Origin of the sequence: Stenotrophomonas sp. HMWF023, from assembly GCF_003060985.1 — a bacterium.
In the GTDB taxonomy this organism is placed as follows: Bacteria; Pseudomonadota; Gammaproteobacteria; order Xanthomonadales; family Xanthomonadaceae; genus Stenotrophomonas; species Stenotrophomonas lactitubi.
In genome coordinates this window covers 13,543-34,117 of sequence record NZ_QAIJ01000083.1, presented here as the reverse complement: position 1 = coordinate 34,117, position 20,575 = coordinate 13,543, and the positions used below count along the sequence as shown (strand labels likewise).

General features: G+C 65.7%; 18 protein-coding genes and 1 pseudogene. 13 read left to right on the top strand and 6 right to left on the bottom strand.

What is annotated here, in order from left to right; all coding sequences use genetic code 11:
• The first annotated feature begins 160 nt into the window (after positions 1 to 160).
• Positions 161 to 457, top strand: a complete 297-nt coding sequence (locus tag DBR20_RS03570) for a hypothetical protein (protein ID WP_108265205.1) — start codon at positions 161 to 163, stop codon at positions 455 to 457.
• Positions 458 to 468: 11 nt separating this feature from the next.
• On the opposite strand, the gene DBR20_RS03565 is transcribed toward DBR20_RS03570, so the two are convergent.
• Together DBR20_RS03565 and DBR20_RS03560 are read right to left on the bottom strand one after the other, a co-directional pair.
• On the bottom strand, positions 469 to 954 hold the full coding sequence (locus DBR20_RS03565; RefSeq protein WP_108265204.1) for a TspO/MBR family protein: 486 nt from the start codon (positions 952 to 954) through the stop codon (positions 469 to 471).
• Positions 955 to 1,034: 80 nt separating this feature from the next.
• Positions 1,035 to 3,230: a hypothetical protein gene (locus tag DBR20_RS03560; protein ID WP_258223193.1), complete on the bottom strand. Its 2,196-nt coding sequence runs from the start codon at positions 3,228 to 3,230 to the stop codon at positions 1,035 to 1,037.
• A gap of 120 nt (positions 3,231 to 3,350) precedes the next feature.
• On the opposite strand from DBR20_RS03560, the gene DBR20_RS03555 reads away from it, so the two are divergent.
• The 4 genes from DBR20_RS03555 (at position 3,351) to DBR20_RS03540 (ending at position 6,478) form a co-directional block, all read left to right on the top strand.
• Complete coding sequence (locus DBR20_RS03555) at positions 3,351 to 5,207, top strand: XVIPCD domain-containing protein (RefSeq protein WP_108265203.1); 1,857 nt, start codon at positions 3,351 to 3,353, stop codon at positions 5,205 to 5,207.
• A gap of 139 nt (positions 5,208 to 5,346) precedes the next feature.
• Positions 5,347 to 5,820 (top strand): AraC family transcriptional regulator, encoded by a 474-nt coding sequence (locus DBR20_RS03550; protein WP_108265202.1) that lies wholly within the window; start codon positions 5,347 to 5,349, stop codon positions 5,818 to 5,820.
• 11 nt (positions 5,821 to 5,831) lie between these two features.
• A complete protein-coding gene (locus DBR20_RS03545; protein WP_108265201.1) occupies positions 5,832 to 6,251 on the top strand; it encodes a VOC family protein in 420 nt (139 codons plus the stop codon).
• Positions 6,248 to 6,478: a hypothetical protein gene (locus DBR20_RS03540; RefSeq protein WP_108265200.1), complete on the top strand. Its 231-nt coding sequence runs from the start codon at positions 6,248 to 6,250 to the stop codon at positions 6,476 to 6,478. Before DBR20_RS03545 ends, DBR20_RS03540 begins: the two co-directional genes overlap by 4 nt.
• Before the next feature lie 83 nt (positions 6,479 to 6,561).
• On the opposite strand, the gene DBR20_RS03535 is transcribed toward DBR20_RS03540, so the two are convergent.
• Positions 6,562 to 7,302: a DNA/RNA non-specific endonuclease gene (locus tag DBR20_RS03535; RefSeq protein WP_108265199.1), complete on the bottom strand. Its 741-nt coding sequence runs from the start codon at positions 7,300 to 7,302 to the stop codon at positions 6,562 to 6,564.
• A 977-nt stretch (positions 7,303 to 8,279) separates the two neighbouring features.
• Here DBR20_RS03535 and DBR20_RS03525 point away from each other — a divergent pair.
• The 5 genes from DBR20_RS03525 to DBR20_RS03505 all read left to right on the top strand — a co-directional run bounded on the left by DBR20_RS03525 (position 8,280) and on the right by DBR20_RS03505 (position 14,864).
• Positions 8,280 to 8,813 (top strand): sugar dehydrogenase complex small subunit, encoded by a 534-nt coding sequence (locus DBR20_RS03525; protein WP_108265197.1) that lies wholly within the window; start codon positions 8,280 to 8,282, stop codon positions 8,811 to 8,813.
• Between the two features lie 45 nt (positions 8,814 to 8,858).
• Positions 8,859 to 10,499 carry a GMC family oxidoreductase gene (locus DBR20_RS03520; protein ID WP_108265196.1) on the top strand — a complete coding sequence of 547 codons (1,641 nt, stop codon included), beginning with the start codon at positions 8,859 to 8,861 and terminating at the stop codon, positions 10,497 to 10,499.
• A complete protein-coding gene (locus DBR20_RS03515; protein ID WP_108265195.1) occupies positions 10,496 to 11,896 on the top strand; it encodes a cytochrome c in 1,401 nt (466 codons plus the stop codon). Before DBR20_RS03520 ends, DBR20_RS03515 begins: the two co-directional genes overlap by 4 nt.
• Positions 11,893 to 13,164, top strand: coding sequence for a carbohydrate porin (locus DBR20_RS03510; RefSeq protein ID WP_108265194.1), 1,272 nt, complete (start codon positions 11,893 to 11,895; stop codon positions 13,162 to 13,164). Before DBR20_RS03515 ends, DBR20_RS03510 begins: the two co-directional genes overlap by 4 nt.
• Before the next feature lie 125 nt (positions 13,165 to 13,289).
• Positions 13,290 to 14,864, top strand: a complete 1,575-nt coding sequence (locus DBR20_RS03505; RefSeq protein WP_108265193.1) for a CocE/NonD family hydrolase — start codon at positions 13,290 to 13,292, stop codon at positions 14,862 to 14,864.
• A 73-nt stretch (positions 14,865 to 14,937) separates the two neighbouring features.
• Here the strand turns inward: DBR20_RS03505 and DBR20_RS03500 are convergent, their stop codons facing one another.
• On the bottom strand, positions 14,938 to 15,342 hold the full coding sequence (locus DBR20_RS03500) for a hypothetical protein (RefSeq protein WP_146186947.1): 405 nt from the start codon (positions 15,340 to 15,342) through the stop codon (positions 14,938 to 14,940).
• 125 nt (positions 15,343 to 15,467) lie between these two features.
• Here DBR20_RS03500 and DBR20_RS22050 point away from each other — a divergent pair, with 125 nt between their 5' ends.
• From DBR20_RS22050 to DBR20_RS22585, 3 genes and pseudogenes are all read left to right on the top strand, one after another.
• The gene (locus tag DBR20_RS22050) at positions 15,468 to 15,671 is read left to right on the top strand and encodes a hypothetical protein (protein ID WP_219927781.1); all 204 of its coding nucleotides are present in this window, start codon (positions 15,468 to 15,470) and stop codon (positions 15,669 to 15,671) included.
• On the top strand, positions 15,640 to 16,686 hold the full coding sequence (locus DBR20_RS03495) for a retropepsin-like aspartic protease (protein ID WP_108265191.1): 1,047 nt from the start codon (positions 15,640 to 15,642) through the stop codon (positions 16,684 to 16,686). Before DBR20_RS22050 ends, DBR20_RS03495 begins: the two co-directional genes overlap by 32 nt.
• Before the next feature lie 82 nt (positions 16,687 to 16,768).
• Positions 16,769 to 17,104: pseudogene (locus DBR20_RS22585) on the top strand (GFA family protein); the annotation flags it as partial.
• Positions 17,105 to 17,123: 19 nt separating this feature from the next.
• Here the strand turns inward: DBR20_RS22585 and DBR20_RS03485 are convergent.
• Together DBR20_RS03485 and DBR20_RS03480 are read right to left on the bottom strand one after the other, a co-directional pair.
• Complete coding sequence (locus DBR20_RS03485; protein WP_108265189.1) at positions 17,124 to 18,854, bottom strand: fatty acid--CoA ligase; 1,731 nt, start codon at positions 18,852 to 18,854, stop codon at positions 17,124 to 17,126.
• A 26-nt stretch (positions 18,855 to 18,880) separates the two neighbouring features.
• A partial coding sequence (locus DBR20_RS03480) for a D-(-)-3-hydroxybutyrate oligomer hydrolase (protein ID WP_219927780.1) occupies positions 18,881 to 20,575 on the bottom strand: 1,695 nt, incomplete at its 5' end.

The following is a 20,575-nucleotide window of genomic DNA, read 5'->3' as shown; positions in this document are numbered from 1 at the left end:
CGATGATCGTGCTGGCGACGATGCCGGACCCGCCAGCAGTGCTGGAATGTGCGCAGATCAATCGACTGGGTGCCGCCGCTGCAGCCTGATGGGTGCGGTGCACATCTGCTGCACATCGCGCCCACTACAGTCGTCGCTCATCCTTCTGTGACGCATCGATGTGAACCTGCAGCCATCGTCCTCTCCGCTTCGCCCCTCGCGTCCAGCGCCTGATAACGGCCGTTTCGACCTGCTGGATGTCAACGCGCTGCAGGATCCCGGCAGCGGCCGCATCGTCCATCTCTACTCGCTGGTGGCGCGCTGTCTGTCCTGCGAGCTGGTGTTCAAGGCGCAGGAAGGCGATGGACTGGTCAGCACCTCTGCCGCACGCGTACTGCGTTGTCCGACCGGCTGCGGCGAGCAGGCTTTCAGGGGCAGCGTGCTGCGCCAGTGGCAGCAGGCGCCATACGCTCTGTAAGCATTGCCCGGCTAAAGCACGCTTGGATTGGCCTGCCACACGGCGAAGTTGAGCGCGCTGGCGAACGCCACCCATGCCAGGTAAGGCAGCAGCAGCCACGCCGCTGCCGGGCGCACGCGATGGAAGGCGACCACCGTGGCCACGATCAGCACCAGCAACAGCAGGATGTCCGCAAACGCCAGCGCCCCCTGCTTCCAACCGAAGAACAGCCAGCTCCACAACACATTGAGAGCCAGCTGCAGCAGGTACAGCGCCAATGCAGGCGTGGCCGCGCGCCATCCGTCCTGGCGCCAGACCAGCCACGCGGCCAGCGCCATCAGCGCGTACAGCACAGTCCACACCGGACCGAACACGCTGGCAGGCGGCGCCCATGCAGGCAACGTGAGGCCTGCGTAGAAGTCCGCCGCAGAAATAGAGGCGCGGGCGCCCAGCGCGGCGGCCAGAAAAGTAACGACGGCCCAGCCCAGAAGACCGACAACCTGCCTGCGGACATTCATGGTGTATCTCCTCCAGCACTGCCACCGGTTGTGACAGCGCGTTGTACGCAGATGCGTCGCGACTGGATGCAGGCGCCCGGTCAGTCGGCCGTACCACCGGTGCTGGACTGCGCAGGGGCTGGCAACAACGCAGGCCGACCGTCGAACCACTCCCGCGCGCCGGCCAGATGCCATTGCCGGCGCTGGCCGTCCAGTTCGATGCCAGCGCCCAGCAGGCCCCAGCGCAGGTAGAGGTCGCCGCGCTTGCGCTGGTCCAGCAGATCCAGCCGCGCACGCAGCGAAAGACGCTCGTTTTCCGCTTGCAGCCCATCCAGCACCAGATGCCCGGCCCGCCAGCGCAGTCGGGTATGCGCGTCCACCTGGCCGGAATCGAGCAGGGACAACGCCCAGCGCGGGTAATCGCTGCGCTCGGCGAACAGCGCCAGCAACGGGCCGGCATCGCGCATTGCAAGGTCCGCACGCGCGTCCACCTGGAAGGGTGGCTGCGCATCGATATCGCCACGGGCGACGGTGAGGCGGCCCCACCACGGTTGTGGTCGCTGCTGGTCACCGACCTGCACGTTGCGCAGTTCGATCACGCTCCCGCCCAGATCGAACCGGCGCTGGCTGAAATCGCCGCGTCGCAGCCTGCCATCCACGCGCGCGTCGCCCTGCAGGTCGAGCCCGGCCACCTGTAGACGTGCGCGTTGACTGCGCAGGCGGACGCTGCCGTTGCCGACCCGGCCCTGGGTATCAAGTTCAACGTTGCCGCTGACCTGGCCGGCACCGCCCAGCAGCCGCACCTGGCCCTTGCCCAGGTAGCGGTTGTAGGCGGTGAGGTCTGGAATGGTTGCGTCGTCGAAGCGCAGCTGCGCGCGCACTCCCTTGCGCAGTTCGCGCAGGCGCCCGTCACCGGTCAGTGTCAGCGCCAGGTCGCGCCCATCGAACAGCGTGGCGCCTTTGGCGCCGCCCGCACGGGCATTGAACGTGGGAAGCTTCACCGCCAGCACGGCGCGCGTCGGCGTGCCGGCCCGCAGTTGCCCATGCGCGCTGGCCGTTCCCTGCATGTGCACGCCGGCCACTTCGGCTACTGCCCGCGCCGCCGGAATATCGACGCTGCTGCCGGCGGCCAGCTCGCCGTTCTGCAGGCGCAGGTCCGCGCGCAGCACGCCACCGCCCTGCAGCTGGAACCAGGGCTTCTGCACGAACAGTGCTGGAATCCAGTTGAGCGAGGTGAAGGTCCATTCGCCCTTGACCGTGCCAGAGGCGCGCCCCAGCATCTCGCTGGGATCGTCAAATGGAATCTGTCGCCCGGCGATGCTCAGATCCGCGTCCAGTGCCGCGCCGGTGCCATCGCGCTGCGGCAACCGCGCCTGCAGACGGATATCGCGAGCGGCGTCCAGCTGTATCGCCAGCGTTCCCCGGTCCGGTGCGCCGGCGCCCACCTGCAATGGAACCCGCCAGACGGCATGACTGCCTGGCTGCAGTGCGCCTTGGTCCAGGGTGACCGAGGCCTGCAGCTGCCCCGGCACGGCGGCGCTGGCAACGGAGGGGCGTTGCGTGTCCGTATCCAGCCGCAGCCCCTGGCTGCGCGCCTGCACCTCCAGCGCCGCATGCAACAGCCCCAGTTTTGCCAGACCCGGCGCCTGGTCGCGGTAGTGCCGTGGATAGGAGAACTGCGTCTTCAGCTGCATGTCGCCGAGTAGCTGCGTGCCGTCAAGGCTGACATCAGCATCAGCAAAAGCCACCTCCGAGTCCAGCAGCTCCGATGGCCCGCCGCGCAGCTGCTTGACGAAGCCGACGTTGCCGCTGCCTTGGCCGACGATCAACAGTTTGCCGACGCGGACACTGCGGATGCTTTCGCTGCGGATGGCATCGAATCGCAACGTCCAGCCGCGGTCACCGCGCGGTGGAGAGGGAATGGCCTCATCCACGCGCGCGATCTCCGCGGCTACACCGGTCGCGTGCAGCGACGGCACGCGCACCTCGCGCTGGAACAGGGGCAACACTGCCAGGCGCGCACTGGCCCGGTCTGCGCGCAGCACATACACCGTGTGATTGACGTGGCCGCGCATCTGCACATTCCAGGCGATCACATGGCCCGGCAGCAGCGTGATCGCGGGCCCGGTGGTCATCACGAACTTGTGCGGCTTGCGATTGGTGACCTGATCGAACAGTGGTGTATTGAGAAAAATATTACCTGCGAGCAGGTACAGCAGATACAGGCCCAGCAGGTAAGGCAGCAGCGTGCGGGCGAGGCGGAGCCATCGCTGCGGGCGGGCGAGGGACTGGGGCATGGACCCTCGGGATGGAGTGGGATGGCCATCACTATCGTGGATGCTGCTGCGGCGCGATGTGAACGTGCCGCACGCCCTGCGCCCTATAATCAGCGCGTCTCTGTTCAAGGAGGTCACGGCATGAATGCCCAGACCAGCAAGGAAGGCGCAACCCCGGATGCGCCGCGCGATGCCGCCACGGCGTCGTTCGATCCGACATACACCTCGGCCAACAGCGAGATCCGCGCCGCCGCAGGTGGTTACTCGGTCACGTTGAACGAGGGCGACGGCGCCTTGAAAGTGGGCGCCGAGCAGAAGCGCGCAGCGTCCGGTCTTGCATCGCAGTTCCAGGGCACGTCGCTGAACATGGCCGGCAGCCCGACGCCCGATGGTGGCAGGGATTATCTGCTCACGATGGAGTCGGTGGTCGGTGCAGGTGTGAAGGGCGCCGGCTTCCAGGACACCAGCAGCACGGGCGTACGCGGGCGCTACAGGGTCAGCCTGCCCAGCGACGCCGTGGACCTCGATCCCACCCGCGTCAACCCGTTTGATCCGCAGACCATTCCCAAGGGCGGCAGCGTCACCCTGGATGGCCAGCAGTTCACCGGCACCGCACTGGAAGGTAGTTTCCGCAACATCGCCATGCAGAGCCAGACGACCGAGGCGAGCGGTGCCAGCTACCGCGTGGATCGCTTGGATGATGGCCGGGTGCGCGTTACCACCGGGCCGAACGAGGCGGTCGAAGCCTTCAACGGCATGGGCTTCAGCGCAGGCAGGTTCAGCGCGATTGCAGGTCGCCAGGATGCGCTCGGTCACTCCGCCGTCCGCACCGCCACCTTCGATCTGGATCAACCCGAGGGCCGCCAGGCCTATGAACAGTTCATCGACAACGGCACGATGAACAGCCAGACCCCAGGCGTGCAGGATCTGGCCACGGTCGAGCGGCTGGGCATGAGTTCGCAGACCCGTATGAAGGTCGGCTACGGCGACACGTTTGGCATGGATCTGGCGGGTCCACGCAACAGCGGTGACGTGGTGCAGGTCAGTCGCGAGGATGGCAGCCGCACCGAGCTGCGCAGCGTGCAGTACAACGGCAACCTGCCAGCATCCCGGATCAGCGCTTACGGCGCCGATGGCCAGGAGGATACGGCGCAGCGCCGCTACGAATTCACCTTCGACCTGCGCGGACACGCTCAGGGCGAACAGATTGCCGGCATGGTCAACGCGGCGCTGTCCGGCGACCCTGCCGGTGGTCGCGGGCCGATGAAGGCCGATGAGCTGAACACGCTGAGTTTCAGCGAGTCCCAGATGCGCACGCTGATGGAGCGCACCCAGTCGATGGTCAAGGACAACCCGATGCTGGGGCCATCGTGGCAGGTGCTTGCAGAGGACGGCAGCGGCAAGCCGCAGCAGGATGTGGACGCCTTTGCCTTGGGGCTGGCGCGCAACCAGGGTCAATCCACCTACGGCATGGCCGAGCGCATGTTCCACATTGCCGCGGCAGGCGGCAAGGATCTGCAGAAGATCGACGCTGGCGTGCAGGGCGAGCACCTGCAGTCACTTGCGCCGCCGTCACCGCTGCTGCCCCGGCAGGACCCCCGGCACAGTGCCAGCCCGGACCATGGCCTGTGGCTGCAGAGCCAAGGCGCGGTCAGCAGCCTCGACCAGGCGATGGGGCGCCAGCCCGATGAAATGAGCGAACGCCTTGGCATGGCGCTTCTGGTAGCGGCCAAGGACAAGGGCATGCAGCGGATTGACGAGGCCGTGCTCAGTGACGACGGCAGGTATGCATTCGCGGTGCAGGGCCAGCCGCACGCCGCGGATCGACAGATTGCCCGCACCGAGACCGCGCAGGCGGTGGCGACGCCGGTCAGTGAGCACGTGCGTGAACTGCAGGAGCAGACGCAGTTGGCAGCTGCCCAGCAGCCAAGCCAGCAGCAGGAGCGGGAACAGGAGCAGTCTGCGCGTGAGCAGTCGGCCCGTGTGATGGCGCACTGAGTTGAGCGTTGGCGCAGGGGCGAACATCCCTGCGCCAATCCGTAGCGGAATCTCCTGCGAATACGAATACGCGCCGCTGCATGGACGTCGACCGGGGGATTGACCCCACAGGCGGCACGGCCCAGGCTAGGCCACACCTATGGCTGCCCACTCCTCTCAGAGCCCGGAACTGCTGCGCCGCCTGCTGCGTGCAAAAGATCACATGGACCGGGCCAGTCATGAACACTGGCCGGTAGTGCGGCTGGCGCAGGTCAGTGCGGTGTCCACGGCCCATTTCGCGCGTTCCTTCAAGGAGGCGTTCGGAGTGCCGCCGCACCGCTATCTGCTCAGTCGACGTATCGAGCGGGCCGTCGCTCTGTTGCGCGATACCGACCTGCCGATCACCGAGATCGCGTTGCAGACCGGCTGGACCAGCCTGGGCACCTTCGGCCGGATCTTCCGCGACATCACCGGCGACAGCCCCGGCGCCATCCGCGACCGCCAGCGTGCAATCTCCCCGGCGCAGGGCCCCGTTCCCGAGTGCCACGCCCGTGCCGCGCAGCGTCCGGACCTGAAGATCGCAGTTTTGGAGAAGCGCCGCCGCAGCGGCCTTGTTAGCGTAGATCCCACCTGAGGGAGGATCCTATGACTGGCATGGTGAATGTGGTCGGCCTGTATGTGCATGACCAGGACGCAGCGCTCGATTTCTACGTCAACAAACTCGGCTTCCAGGTGCACACCGACGTGGGCAGCGGCGACTATCGCTGGCTGACGGTGCATTCGGGCGACGAGGGCGGTTTCCAGCTCGGGCTGTTCAAGCCGGGACCGCCGGTGCACGACGCGGCCACTGCGCTGACCCTGCAGCAGATGGTGGCCAAAGGCGCGATGCCGCCGCTGGTGCTGGCGGTGGACGATTGCCGCTCCCGCTACGAGCAACTGCTGGCCCGTGGCGTGGAATTCACCCAGGAGCCGGTGGAGCGCTACGGTGCGGTGGATGCCGGATTCCGTGATCCGTCCGGCAATGGCTGGAAGATGATCGAGCGCCCCGCGAGGAAGCCGCAATGAGGGCCGGTGGTTGGGCACGTCCCGTGCACCGCTGGACCTCGATCGTTTTCACCCTGGCGGTGATCGCCAACTTCGTGGCGCGCGGGATGGGGCAGGGCGAGCCTCCGGCGTGGATCACGTACTCGCCGCTGCCGCCGTTGTTCCTGCAGTTGTTCACGGGGCTGTATCTGTTTGCGCTGCATTACCGGCGCGGAGCTCCTGGTTCGCGCGCCGAGGCTGCACCTTGAGGCTGCCCGCCGGAGGGTCACCCAGGCTTAGCTGGCAAGCGTGATGGGCCCGGCGGAGCGCACTCCGTCGGTCCGTTGGACACTCAGCTCAAATCGCATCCGCTCGGCAGCGGCCAGCTGGCGCTGGGCAGCATGTTCTTCAGCGACGCCGGTGCGTTGATCGCCACGTAGCTGGCGCCCAGCAACTCTTCCAGATCCGCGATGGTGACCAGATAGCTGTCCAGGCTGCCCAGTCCCGTTTCATTGGGAATGATCCAGCTGATGGCCTTGGCGGTGCCGGTGTTCGGATCCTTGGTGATGATCGTCTTCCAGAAGAATTCTGGGGTCGGAATGCCATGGCTGGACAGGAAATAGTCATTGGACGCATCGCCATAGACGACGCCGCCATAGACGTCGACCGGGGCGATGTCCCGATAGCACTCGGCCACGTTCTCGGCCTTGACCCAGATGCCCTGGTTGAAGCTGGACACCTGCGGCACGATGTTGGTCATGTAGTTGGCGCGGCGGATGTAGGTGGTGTCGTAGTCCATGTGGTTGGACGTCACCAGATGGCCGCGGTCATAGCCGGATTGCACGCTGGCATAGGAGCCGGTGCTGGTCTGGCCGACGCAGCCGGCCGGCAGGTCCGGGTCCTTGTAGAAGCTGGACGGGCGGGCGGCCGAGCCGGTGTCAGCCACCAGTGTGTATTCGTATCGGGTCGCGCTGTGGATGCTGCAGTCATAGGTCAATACGAACCCGCCCTTGTTGAGGGTCACGACCTGGGCATGTGCGGCCCCGGCAAAGGTGCTGAAAACAAGGGCAAAGAAGAACGTGGCAAGGCGCATTGCGGATCTCCATGGGTATGGGCAGGGCGCAGCCGTCCACCACGGCAGGCCAGGCCTTTCCGTGTGAAGGACGATGCGGTGACAGGTATTGGGGACCCGACCCGGCCGTGGCCGGTACTGCCTGGGATCTCGACCGCGGAAGGGCACTAGGAATAGTGCTGCGGTGTCGTTAGCGTCATTTGTTGACGCCAGCAGGTCAACGACCAAAGTGCGAAGGTGTGACTGCGCGCAAGCACTGGGCTCCTGTCAGATCAGGGCACCCATGCATGAAAAGAAGAGCTGCTAGTGGCGTGGCCGTTGCCTGGGCGATACCTGTCCGCAGGGGGCGTGCTGACGATCAGCGTGACGCATCACGGCCGGGCAAGCCGATGCCCAGTAGCGACCGTGCAGCGCTGACGCTGTGCTCCAAGCCAAGGCAGAGTCGAGTGTTCCGTGCCACAGGCATTGGATCCAGCATCCATGCGGCAGGCGGAGGGCGACCTTTCCAGGCCTAACGCTTTGCAGGAGGCTGCGGCGGGGCATCCTTTGCGTCGTTGGCGTCCGTTCCCGATGCCTGGTCCTCGGAGGCTGCGGTGCCGCTACCGCCGCCAGGCACGTTGCGCGCCGGCTCGCTGCCCGTTGGTGCGGTTTGCCGAACCGCATCGGCATGCTGTGCCTGATCGGTCCGTTCGCCTTGGCCGCAGGCCGACAATGCCATCGCCGCCACGACACAGAACAGTAGTACCCGCATGGTCAGACTCCAGAGTGGAAAACCCCTTGTTTCTAGCGCTGAGGGCGTAGTCCGGGCGTGACGGGGGCGCTGTGCCTGCAGCGAAAATCGGCCGCCCCTGGCACTGAAAGGGAGGGCGCTTGGCCCTTGCATGGGCCCTCCCGCTCACCTCGTCACGACGAGCAGGTGCGTTACAGTTTCACCTGTAGGTGCCCCCCGCGTCGCGGTCCGGGGCAGCCGAAGACGTGACGCATCAGGAGTCCACATCATGAGTGTTCCCGAGGGATTGGAGGGGAGTGGGCAAGGCCTGACGCGCAGAACCTTCCTGCTGGCCGTCGGCTCGGTTTCGTTGCTGGCGGCCTGCAACGGCAAGGCGCCAGCACCCGTTGCCAGTGCGGCCCCTGCCAAGCCGGCAGACCGGCGCTTTCTGCAGTTGTCGCAGGCGCTGACGGGCAAGACCGATCTCGATCCGGCGACCGCCGGCCGCATCGAAGCCGCATTCGCCAAGCTGCATCCCGAGATGCACGCCCGGTTCCCGGCACTCGCGGCGAAGGCGCAACAGGCACAAGGCCCCGAAGCACTGCTGGCGGCGGCTGGCGATGCACGGCCCACAGCGCTGGCCATCATCACTGCCTGGTACACCGGCAGCGTCGGCAAGGGCCCGCAGGCCATCACCGTTTCCTATCGCGACGCGCTGATGCAGCGCCCCGTGGACGATGGCCTGTTCCCGCCGACCTACGCGCAAGGCGGCCCTGCATGGTGGACGGCTGCGCCGCCCCCGACGGTACGAGCGCACGGCTGAGCCAGCGCTTCCATCTCTTTCCCGTAATTGATCTGGATTCCCCTCATGAAAGCTCCGGTTTTCCGTGATGGCGACGCCGATGCCGATGTTGTGATCGTCGGTTCGGGCGTCGTCGGCGCATTGATCGCCCATCAGTTGGTTCGTGCCGGAAAATCGGTTCTGGTCCTTGAAGCTGGTCCGCGCCTGCATCGTTCCGACGTCGTCGAAAACTGGCGCAACGTCAGCTTCGAGCGACGCATCGGCAGCGACTTCCAGGGCCCATATCCGCAGTCGCCGCTGGCCACCGCGCCGCTGTATTTCCCGGCCAACGACTACGTGGGCCTCACCGGCCCGGACGCCAGCAGCTTCCACCAGGGCTTCATCAAGGCCGTGGGTGGCACCACCTGGCACTGGGCCGCCTCCTGCTGGCGCCACCTGCCGGTGGACTTCAAGATGCAGTCCACCTATGGGGTAGGGCGCGACTGGCCGATCAGCTACGACGACATCGAGCCGTACTACTGCCGCGCGGAAGAGGCCATGGGTGTCTCCGGGCCGAACGACCCGGGCAAGCAGAGTCCCGCCGAGCGATCCAAACCCTACCTGGCCGACATGATTCCCTGGGGCAACGGCGACAAGGTATTCGCCGAGGTGGTCAATCCGCACGGCTACAACCTGGTGCCCATTCCGCAGGGCCGCATGATCACGCCCTGGAATGATCGGCCCGCCTGCTGCGGCAACAACAACTGCCAGCCGATCTGCCCGATCGGCGCGATGTACAACGGCATTCATACCATCGAAGCGGCCGAGAAGCTGGGTGCGCAGGTGCTGGCTGAAGCGGTGGCCTACAAGATCGACACCGATGCGCAGAACCGGGTGACGGCCATCCACTGGTATGACAACAACAAGGTCAGCCACAAGGCCACCGGCCGCAGCTTCGTGATTGCCTGCAACGCGCTGGAAACGCCGCGCCTGCTGCTGCTTGCCGCCAACGAGCAGAACCCCAATGGCATCGCCAACCGTTCCGACCAGGTCGGGCGCAACATGCTTGATCATTCCGGTTTCCACTGCTCGTTCATCGCCGATCGCCCGATCTGGCTGGGACGCGGACCGGCGCAGTCCAGCTGCATGGTCGGCCCGCGTGACGGCGCCTTCCGCTCGCAGTACTCGGCCACCAAGATCATCCTCAACAACATCAGCCGCGTGGCGATCGCCACCGACCAGGCGCTGCAGAAGGGGCTCGTCGGCGACGCGCTGGATGCCGAAATCCGCCGTCGCGCGATCTTCGGCGTCGATCTTTCGATCAGCCTGGAACCCTTGCCGGACCCGAGCAACCGGCTGACGCTGTCGAAGACACGGGTCGATGGCCATGGCCTGGCCTGCCCGGACATCCACTACTCGCTGGGCGACTACGCCCGCAAGGGCTATGACGAGTCCTGCAAACAGCTGCGGCATATCGGCTCGCTGTTCAACGCTGAGGAATTCGTCATCACCACGGCGCTCAATGCCAACAACCACATCATGGGCTCGACCATCATGGGCGCTGACCCGCGCGATTCGGTGGTCGATGGCGAATGCCGCGCGCACGACCACCCGAACCTGTGGCTGCCAGGCGGCGGCCCGATGGTGTCGGCCAGCGTGGTCAACAGCACCCTGACCATGGCCGCACTGGCATTGCGGGCTGCAGATGCCATTGAGCGTGCGGCATGAAGACCTTCGTCTCCGCTCTGATGATGCTGATGCTGGCCGCAGCCAGTCAATCCGCGCGCGCAGACGAGGTCGCCGAACGTGGGCGCTACCTCTCGGTCGCCGCAGACTGCGTGGCGTGCCACACCAGCCCGAAACAGGGCAAACCCTACGCCGGTGGCTACGCGATTGCGTCCCCGCTGGGTGAGATCTGGGCCAGCAACATCACCCCCTCCAAGAGCCATGGCATCGGCCTCTACAGCGAAGATGACTTTGCCAAAGCAGTGCGCGCAGGCGTGCGCAAGGATGGCGCCCATCTGTATCCGGCGATGCCCTATACCTCGTATGCCAAGCTGACCGACGAGGACATCCACGCGCTGTATACCTACTTCATGAAGGAGGTGGCGCCGGTCGACGAGGAAGCGCACGCGACCGAACTGCCGTTCCCCTTCAGCATCCGCCAGTCCATGGCGGTGTGGAACCTGCTGTTCCTGGACAAGGAAACGTTCAAGCCCGATGCGGGCAAGAGTGCGCAATGGAATCGCGGCGCCTATCTGGTGGAGGGTCTGGCGCATTGCTCCAGCTGCCACAGCCCGCGTGGGCTGATGATGCAGGAAGTGAGCGGCAAGGCCTTCGCCGGCGGATCGCTGGGGGACTGGTACGCACCCAACATCACCTCCCATCCCACCAGCGGTATCGGTGGCTGGAGCGATGCAGAACTGGCCCAGTACCTGAAGACCGGCCGTGTCGCCGGCAAGGCGCAGGCCGGTGGCGGCATGGCCGAAGCGGTGAGCAACAGCCTGTCCAAGCTGCAGGACGAGGATATCGCCGCGATCGCTGCCTACCTGCGCACGGTACCGGCGGTGGCCGATCCTGACGCCACGCGGGCCGCCTTTGCCTGGGGCGATGCCGCCGCCACACCGGGCGAGCAACCGGTACGCGGCACGGGTGCCGCATTGGCATCGGGCGGAGTGCTGTATTCGGGCCTGTGCGCAAGCTGCCATGGATCGCGGGGCGAGGGCAGCAGGGATGGGTACTACCCCTCCCTGGTGCACAACACCACCGTCGGCATGACCCGCCCGCAGAACCTCATCGCCACCATCATCGGCGGCATCGACCGCGACGTGCATGGCGAACACGCGTTGATGCCGCACTTCTCGAAAGGCTCGTTCGTACAGGATCTGAGTGACACCGATATCGCTGCGGTGGCGACCTACGTGCGCACGCAGTTCGGGCCGGGTGACCAGGTCACCGAGGCCCAGGTGGCGCTGACCCGCGCCGGCGGCGAGAAGCCACTGCTGGCAAAGATCGCGCGGCTGTGGCTGCCGATGCTGATCGTTGCCGTGTTGGCGCTGGTCGGCGTCGTGCTGCTGGTGCGCCGCGCCTGGAAGAAGCGCAGGAACAGGAGGGCTGCAGCATGAAGCTGCTCTCCTTGAGCGGCATCGGGCTGCTCCTGCTCGCGGTCAATGGCCCGGTGTCGGCCGCCGAAGCGAGTGCCACCGCCAAGCCCAAGCCAGTGGACAGCGTCGTGCAGACTCCGTTGAGTGCCGATTGGGCCGCACGCATGTGGCTGCAGGACCGCGGCGTAACCCCCAGCGCACGCATCGTGATCGGCACTGGCGTCAACAGCGATGGTTACAAGGGCAGTGGCTGGTCCACCGCCGAACACATCGATCTGGGCGCGACGATCGATACCGGCAAAGCACTCGGCTTCGACGGTACGCTGCGCGTGGTGTTCTCCGATCGCTTCGGCAACGCCATCAACGAGCGGTCCACGGGCTCCTATATCCAGAACCAGGCCTTCTATGGCCAGGGCCAGAACCTGCGTTTCAACGAGCTCTCCTACGAACGGCTGCTGCTGGACAAGCGGCTGAGCCTGAAAGGGGGCTTCTACTCGATGGGCAACGACTTCGGTGGCTTGCCCTACACCTGCAACTTCAACAACAACGGCCAATGCGGACATCCGCTGGGCCCGATCTACAGCTCCGGCTGGCTGGACAACCCGACGGGCCAGTGGGGCCTGCGGGTGAAGTGGAACGATCCGTCGGGCTGGTACGCACAGACCGGCATCTACGACGTCAACCCGACGCGCAAGCAGGCCAACAGTGGCTTCCGTGTTTCGACGAAGGGAAAGACCGGTCTGTTCCTGCCCGTGGAAGTGGGCTACAGCCATGGCAAGTCCGGCGAGGACTATGGCGGCACCTACAAGGTCGGCTACTACCTGGACACCTCCAACGCCGATGACATCGGCAATCCGGCCGCACCTCGCGCCTCGCATCGCAGCGGTTCGTACGTGCAGGCCGCGCAGCGCGTGTGGAAGCCCGAAGGCGATACGGTGCGCGGCATCTCGGTGTTCGGTGTGGCCACCCGTGCCGATGCAAAGACAGGGCTGATGCGCTACTCGTGGGAAGCGGGCGTGAGCTGGCGCGGCGTGATCGCGTCGCGCGAGGATGATGTGCTCAGCCTGGCCTGGAACCGGCTGGACATCTCCGACCGGCTCGCACGGCACCAGCAGCTGACCGGAAAGGATGTGCAGAGCAACGAGCAGTTCGTCGAGCTGAACTACGGCGTGCAGGTCGCGCCGTGGCTGGTGCTGCGGCCGGCGGTGCAGTACGTGGCGCGGCCCGGCGCTTATGCCAGCCGACCCGACAGCTGGGTGTTCACCCTGCAGGCGCAGGCGACGCTGTAGGCGCATTCAGGCCCGCGGCGTGGGGTGGCAGGCCTGCCGCCCCATGTTGCGGCGCAAGGTGTCAGCCACCATTCGCACTGGTACGGTCCAACCCGTTGCACCACCAACGACGGGGAGAGACGACGATGCGCAAGGTATTGCTGCTGTTGATCCTGCTGACCGGACTGGCGCCCACCGCCTGGGCCGCCACGGTCAAGACCACCCACCGCACCGTTCCCAGCTGGGACGGCACACCCCTCGGGGTCTTTGTCATCGAGCCCCAGGACGCGGGTAGCGGCAAGTACCCGCTTCTGGTGATGCCCAGCAGCTGGGCCGTTCCCAGCGTGGAGTACGTAGGGGTCGCACAGTCGCTGGCCAAACGCGGCTACGTGGTCATCAGCTACAGCTCGCGCGGCTTCTGGGAGTCCGGCGGGGCCATCGACATCGCCGGGCCGGCCACGGTCGAGGATGTCAGCGCATTGATCGACTGGGCGCTGGACAACACCCGGGCCGACCCGGCACGGATCGGCGTCTCGGGCATCTCCTACGGCGCCGGCACCAGCCTGCTGGCGGCGGCACGCGATCCGCGCATCAAGGCAGTGGCCGCCCTCAGCGGATGGGCCGACCTGCAGGCGTCGCTGTACTCCAACGACACCCCCAGCGCACAGGGAATCGCACTGCTGGTGGCCGCCGGCCTGGTCACCGGCCGCCCCGGGTCCGAACTGGCCACGATCAACCGCAACGTCGTGGTCGGCAACTATCAGGGCGCCGTGGAATCGCTGTTGCCGGTGGCCGCGATCCGCAGCCCCGCTGCGAGCATCAACGAGATCAACGCCAACCAGCCGGCCGTATTCCTCGCCAACGCCTTCAACGACAGCCTGTTTCCGCCGGGTCAGCTGGTGGATTTCTTCAACCAGCTGAAAGGCCCCAAGCAGCTGCAGCTGCGCCACGGCGACCACGCCCTCAACGAGGCTCTGGGCGCACTGGGCATTCCCAACGACGTCTATGACTCGGTGGGCGACTGGTTCGACCATTACCTCAAGGGCGTGACCAATGGCATCGACCGCGAACCGGCGGTGCAGCTGAAGTCACAGAAGGGAAGCTGGAGCAGCTACCCGAACTGGCAGGCCACCAACAGCGGCGCGGTCAGCTACGCGTTGACCGCACCCGGCGGCCTGCTTCTGCCCACCGGCGGCCTGGTTGAAAACGGGCGCAGCAATGGCTGGAATTACCGCATCGGCAGTGGCCTGCCTACCGCCGCCAATTCAGGCGTGGCGATGGTATCGGGCTCACTGCAGATGATCAACCTTCCGCCGGGTGCATACGTGCCTTTCATCGGGCGCACCGCCGCAGGCGTCTGGCAGGGGCCGATCTACTGGAACGCACGCCGCCTGGACGGTGCGCCGGAAGTGCGCGTGACCGTCACTCCCAGCCGCGCCAACACCACGCTGTATGCCTACCTGTACGCGGAAGATGTGCTGGGCAATGGCCAGCTGATCAGCCACAAGCCCTACACCCTGCGCGGCGTTGCACCGGGCCAGGCGACCACCCTCGATCTGCGGCTGGAAGCGAGCAGCTGGAACATTCCGGCGGGCAGTCGCCTGACGCTGGTGGTCGATACGGTGGACCTGCGTTACGCAGGCATCAGCCAGTTGGGTGGGGCGGTGACCTTCAGTTCGCCCGCGTCCGCGCCATCGGTGCTGAAGGTGCCGTTGCACTGAATCCATACCGCGCCCGCCGTTGCGGGCGCGGCCGCTCCGTGGGCACACCGGCGGCAGATGCCGCGTGGTGTGCTCACAGCTTGCCGGCCACCCGGTAGCGGGAGACACCCTGTTCGATCAGCATCTGCAGTTCGTGCAGCAACACTGGATCCCAGGCATCGACGTTGAAGCAGGACTTCCCTTGCATATGCCTCTTCAGGCCTGGGCTGATGCCGGCCAACAGCTCGGGGAAGGTGTAGATGGGCATGAAATGGAATGAATGCCTGCGACCCGATACTTTCACCGCGCCGAAGAACTGAGCCTTGCCCTTGGCGTCTACGTTCCTGCAATTGGCGTAGAAGTGATCGGCCTCGTCATGCACGACGAGAAGATCGGCCCTGTAGGGAAGCAGCAGATCACGCAGGGCGACGAACAGGTTGGGCGACTGACCCTCCATTGCACGATCCGATGCGACGGCAGGTATGGCTGGGTTCTTCATGGAAGTCATCCCGGAGGGGAATGCAGCTGCGATATCGTGCACGGGTTCTGCTGGGGCAGCCTACCACGGGGCAGTATGCCGACAGCGGCAGATGGCTATGGACTTATAGCCACGAGCACCTGACCATGGCGCTCCAAGAATACCCCGCACAACCTGGCAGCTCGATGAAAACACTGGCCCTGATCGCACTTTCCCTTTCCATCTGCATCAGCCTCGCCGGCTGTATTGCCCCGTTTCGCGTGAAGGCGCGGGAGTATGCATCTGCTGATGCTGACATGACGCCGCCAGAAAAACGTGATGCGCCGGTTCCGTCAGCGCCACCGCAGTGACACCCCATCGGTCGGTATCACCCGCAGCACCGGCATCGATTTAAACCTTTCCCGCATTGGCGGCATCCATCAGGTGCCACGCCACTATCGCCAAACGAAAGGGAAGTCGCCCGTGCCTGCAATCCTGCATTTTCTGCTGGCTGCCGCCATCACTTCAGCCGCTTCAGGCGCGAGTGCCGGCGCCAATGCCACGCCCGTGGCTATCCCCTTCGAGCAGGACAAGGACCACCGGATCTACGTCCGCGGCAGCGTCAACAGGTCCGAGCCCTTGCGATTCCTGGTGGACACCGGCGCGGACGGATTGGCCATATCACGCGCCATCGTGCCGAAGGCATCGGTGGTCATCGATGATCGCACTGAGAACACAGGTTCAGACGGCGTCACCACGATGGACTACAGCACGCGCAACGACGTGGAGATCGGCGGGCTGCACACGCGCATGGGCGCAGTGGTGGTCGACTACAGGAACCGCCCCTTTGATGCGGTTCTGGGCTGGAAGTTCTTTGAAGGGAAGGTAGTCGAGATCGATTACGACCGGCAGCAGCTGCTCGTCCATCGTAGCCTGCCGGATGTAACCGGCTATACCCGCGCCAACGTCCGCTGGATCGACAATACGCCCGCAATCGAAGTCACGCTCGGCAACGGTGACGCCGTCGTCAAGCCTTGGCTGGCACTGGACACGGGAAGCAACGGCAGCATCGATCTCAGCTATGCCTACAGCTCACGCCATGGGCTGATGGAGGTATTCACCCAGAAGGTGGGAACGTCCCGTTTCACCGGCAGCGCGGGCAATGTCATTCGCGCAGTGGATGTGCGCGTGCCATCGGCAAGCATCCAGGGGTTGGCCATCGACAGGCCCGCTGCGTCCTTTCCAATCGACGATGACGCCTCCACCGGCGACGGTACGATCGGCGCGGGTATTCTCCGGCAGTTCAACATGCTGCTGGACATGAAGACGGGCGAGGTCTATCTGCGACGGAACCAGTACGTTGGCGTGGAGCCGGGCAGGAAGTAGAGGCTTCAGCACCCACAGCCTCTTGTGAAGGACGAGGGGTAACAGCACACTCCTCGCCAGCCATTCCCTTCAAGAGACGTCCATGGCCCTTCGCATCACCTGCCTGTGCGGCGCAAATGCAGTGGAACTGCACGGCACTCCCGCTGCGCAGGCGAACTGCCATTGCGCAACCTGCAGGGATTTCTACGGCGTTGTGATGCTCTCGGCCACCGCATGGGCGGCCGAATCGGTGACCATTTCAGGGGCGAAGAATGCGCGTTTCCAGCACCCGGCCAAGCAGCTTTCCAAGACCTTCTGCCTGAACTGCGGGGACGTGTTGTTTGGCACCAACCGCCTGGGCATGCGCGTGGTTCCCAACGCTCTTGTTGCGCGAGCTGCCGATGGCGTGCTGGATGCAGCGTTTTCGCCGACGATGCACCTGTTCTATCGGGAGCGCGTCATCGACGTTGCAGATGCGCTGCCGAAGTATCTCGATGGCTGGGACGGTCCGCTTCATGTGAGCCCGGGTCATCAGCAACTGCCTCTGGATCATGCAGCCCCCGCAGCTTCTTCTTGTTGATCTTGCCCACGCTGGTGCGTTCCAGCGAATCAACGAAGCTGACGCGGTCGGGGATCGCGTAGCGGGAGATGTCGCCTGAGCGGCTGCGCGCTGCGACCAGCTCGATGATCTCTGCTTCGGTCACATTACTGCCGTTCTGCCTGACCACCAGCGGCAGCGGTCGCTCACCCCATTTCTCATCGCTGATGCCGATCACGGCGACCTCGTTGACCGCCGGATGCAGGGCGATGATGTCTTCCAGGGCGAGCGAGGAGATCCACTCACCGCCGGTCTTGATCACATCCTTGATTCTGTCGGCCACGCGCAGGTAGCCGCCACCATCGATGTTGCCGATGTCCCCGGTATGCAGGTAGCCGCCCACCCACAGCGCCGTTGACGCGTCCGGGTTGTGCAGATAGCCCTGGGTGAGCCAGGGCGTGCGTACCACCACTTCGCCGGTAGCGACGCCATCGTGGGCAACGTCATTCATGTCTTCGTCCACGATGCGCAGGTCCACCAATGGCACCGGGATGCCGGCCTTGGTGCGCAGTGACAGCTCCTCATCCGGGTCGTCCAGGGCGTGGGCATCAATCTGCGCGACGGTGAGCAGGGGGCAGGTCTCGGACATGCCGTAACCGCCGAAGATGTCGATGCCACGGGCCAGTGCCTGCTGCGCCAGTGCCCGCGGCAGTGCCGCACCGCCGATGATCACTTTCCAGCTGCGCAGATCGGTATCGGCCGCCGTGGCATGGCCCAACAGCATATGCAGGATGGTCGGCACACAGTGCGAGAACGTCACCTTCTCGCGGGTGATCAACGCCAGCAGCTTGCCCGGCAGATAGCGTCCAGGATAGACCTGCTTGATGCCCAGCAGCGTGGCCACGTAAGGCATGCCCCATGCATGGACATGGAACATCGGGGTGATCGGCATGTAGACGTCGTCGCGGTGCAGGCGCCCCTGGCTGGAGGCGCTGCCGAGTGCGGCCATCGCCGCAAGCGAGTGCAGCACCAGTTGCCGATGGCTGAAATACACCCCTTTGGGCAGGCCCGTGGTGCCGGTGGTGTAGAACGTCGTGGCGCGGGTGTTCTCGTCGAAGTCCGGGAAGCTGATGGTGGGCGTGGCCTCGCGCAACCCGGCTTCATACTCGGTCACGAAACCGGCTGGCAGCGGGCCATCCTCATCGTCGAGCAGGACGCGTGTGCGCACATCCGGGAGCTGCTCGTCGATGGTTTCCAGCACCGGCAGGAACTCGCGGTTGGCCAGGATCACCCGCGCACCGCTGTGATTGAGCGTATAGGCAATCTGCTCGGGCGCCAGACGGATGTTCACCGTCATCAGCACCGCTCCGATCATCGGCACGGCGAAGTAACTCTCCAGGTAGCGATTGCTGTCCCAGTCCATCACTGCCACGGTATCGCCGCGCTTGACCCCCAGCGAGGTCAGCAGGCCGGCCAGCTGGCCGATACGCGCCTGCAGGGTGCGGTAGTCGAAGCGGACCTTGTCGCCGTAGACGATTTCCTGCTGTGGACGCACTGCCAGCGGCGTCAGCAGCAACTGCTTGATCAGCAGGGGAAAGGCATGAGCCTCGGCGGCGGACCCGTCTGAGGCGGTGGCGGTGGCGAATGACATGTGGGGGCTTCCTGGTGGGCGGCGTGTCAGCGGCTTGGGAGCGCCTGGGCCGCGGGAATGGACAGCTGCTCGCGCAGCAAGGGCGCTTCCGCGCGCGGGGTCGGCTGGATGAGCGCATCCGTCGGCAGCGCATGCATTGGATCCTCAAGGTGATCCCATACCTGGTCCAGCGCCGCGAACATGTAGGGCAGCAGCGGCACGTAGCGCTTCCGGTAATCCGGGAAGGCCAGCAGCGAGTCGAAGTGCTGTGCGTGGTTCACGCGCCAATAGGCGATCTGCGCCCCCGCCTTGCGCGCAAATGGTACGTAGCGATCGCTGGTCATGCTGATCGGCACCAGACCGTCGTCCAGGCCATGGATCACCACGATCGGCAGGCCGCGACGCGGGGCCTGGGCGGTGGCCGCGGCGATGCCGGCGCGCACACGCCGTGCATCGGCGCTATCGCCATTGCCGAGTGCACGCAGGCAGTTCAGACCGCGCAGGGGATCAGCTTCCGCCCCGGCGGCATTGCCATCCACCAGCACCACGCCACTGCCTGGCGGAATGCCACTGCCCTCGCTCCACCAGGTTGCACGCATTTCGGCTGCGGCCGCGCCGGGCCTGCCATCTGCCCCGGCGGCCGAGAAACTGTACGCGCAGGGATGTTCGCCAGCACCGTAGCGGCCATAGGCTGACGAATAGGTGGCCGCGATGGCGCGCCACAGATCGAACCCGGTCGAGAACACGCCGGCGCGAAGTGCATCGTCGCTCAAGCCGGCGTCGAGCAGCTGCTGGCGTGCCGACCGTGCCTGTGCCGCAGTGTCATCATCTTGCACCAAGCCGGCGGACTTCAGCGTGGCACATTGCTGGGTCCACACCGGCACGGCCTGCGCCCGCATCGGCGGTTGCGGCAGATCGTCCTCTGCCAGCAGGGCACAGGGCATCAGCAACGCGGCCTGGGTGACGAAGTCGTACAGCGGCGGAGCGCCTGCCACCGACACATTCGGTTCGCCGGCCACCATCGCATCGAACCAGTCGCCTTCGATCTCCGCCGCGCGCAGCACGGCGCCACCGCCATTGGATACACCCACGCCCAGCGTGCGCGTGTTGGCCGCCGTGAACGGGGCGGATTCGGGGTAGGCGCGATCCAGCGCCTGCAGGCCGAACTGCAGCGCCTGCAGCAGATGGCGGCCCCAGGCTGCTTCCGGGTTGTCACCCGAATGGGCATGCTTGAAGGCGATTCCCTGTGTGGCTGCCGCACCCGCAGGAATGAAGGCCAACGCGCCTTGTGAGGCGGGCGTGCCGTCTGCCTGGAAGCCGGTCTTGGCGTTCAGGTCGTAGTAGTCACTGCCTGCGCCCTTGTCGGTATAGGCGATGGCGCAGCCGTGGGCCAGGCCCCAGCTGCCGGCAACCGCAATCGCGCCATAGATGCCACGCGAGCCGGAAGACGCAGCGACGACCAGGCAGCGTCGCGAGGCGTCGAAACTGTCGGGCACCTGCACCAGTACGCGGTGGGGCTGGCGCGCGCCAGGAATGCGCGCATAAGCCGAGAATTCTCGGCCGGGCACCGCTTGCAGGCTGCCGTAGACATCGCCGAAGCCACCACCGGGAGTCAGGTCGGCGATGCCGCGCCAGCTGCTCCAGATCGCACGACGCCTGGCTTCCTCGGCCGTGGGCTGGGCCGGGTTGCTGAAGGCTGGCGCGGTGGCCGAGCGTAGGGCGTCGATTCCCAGTCCCGCGGT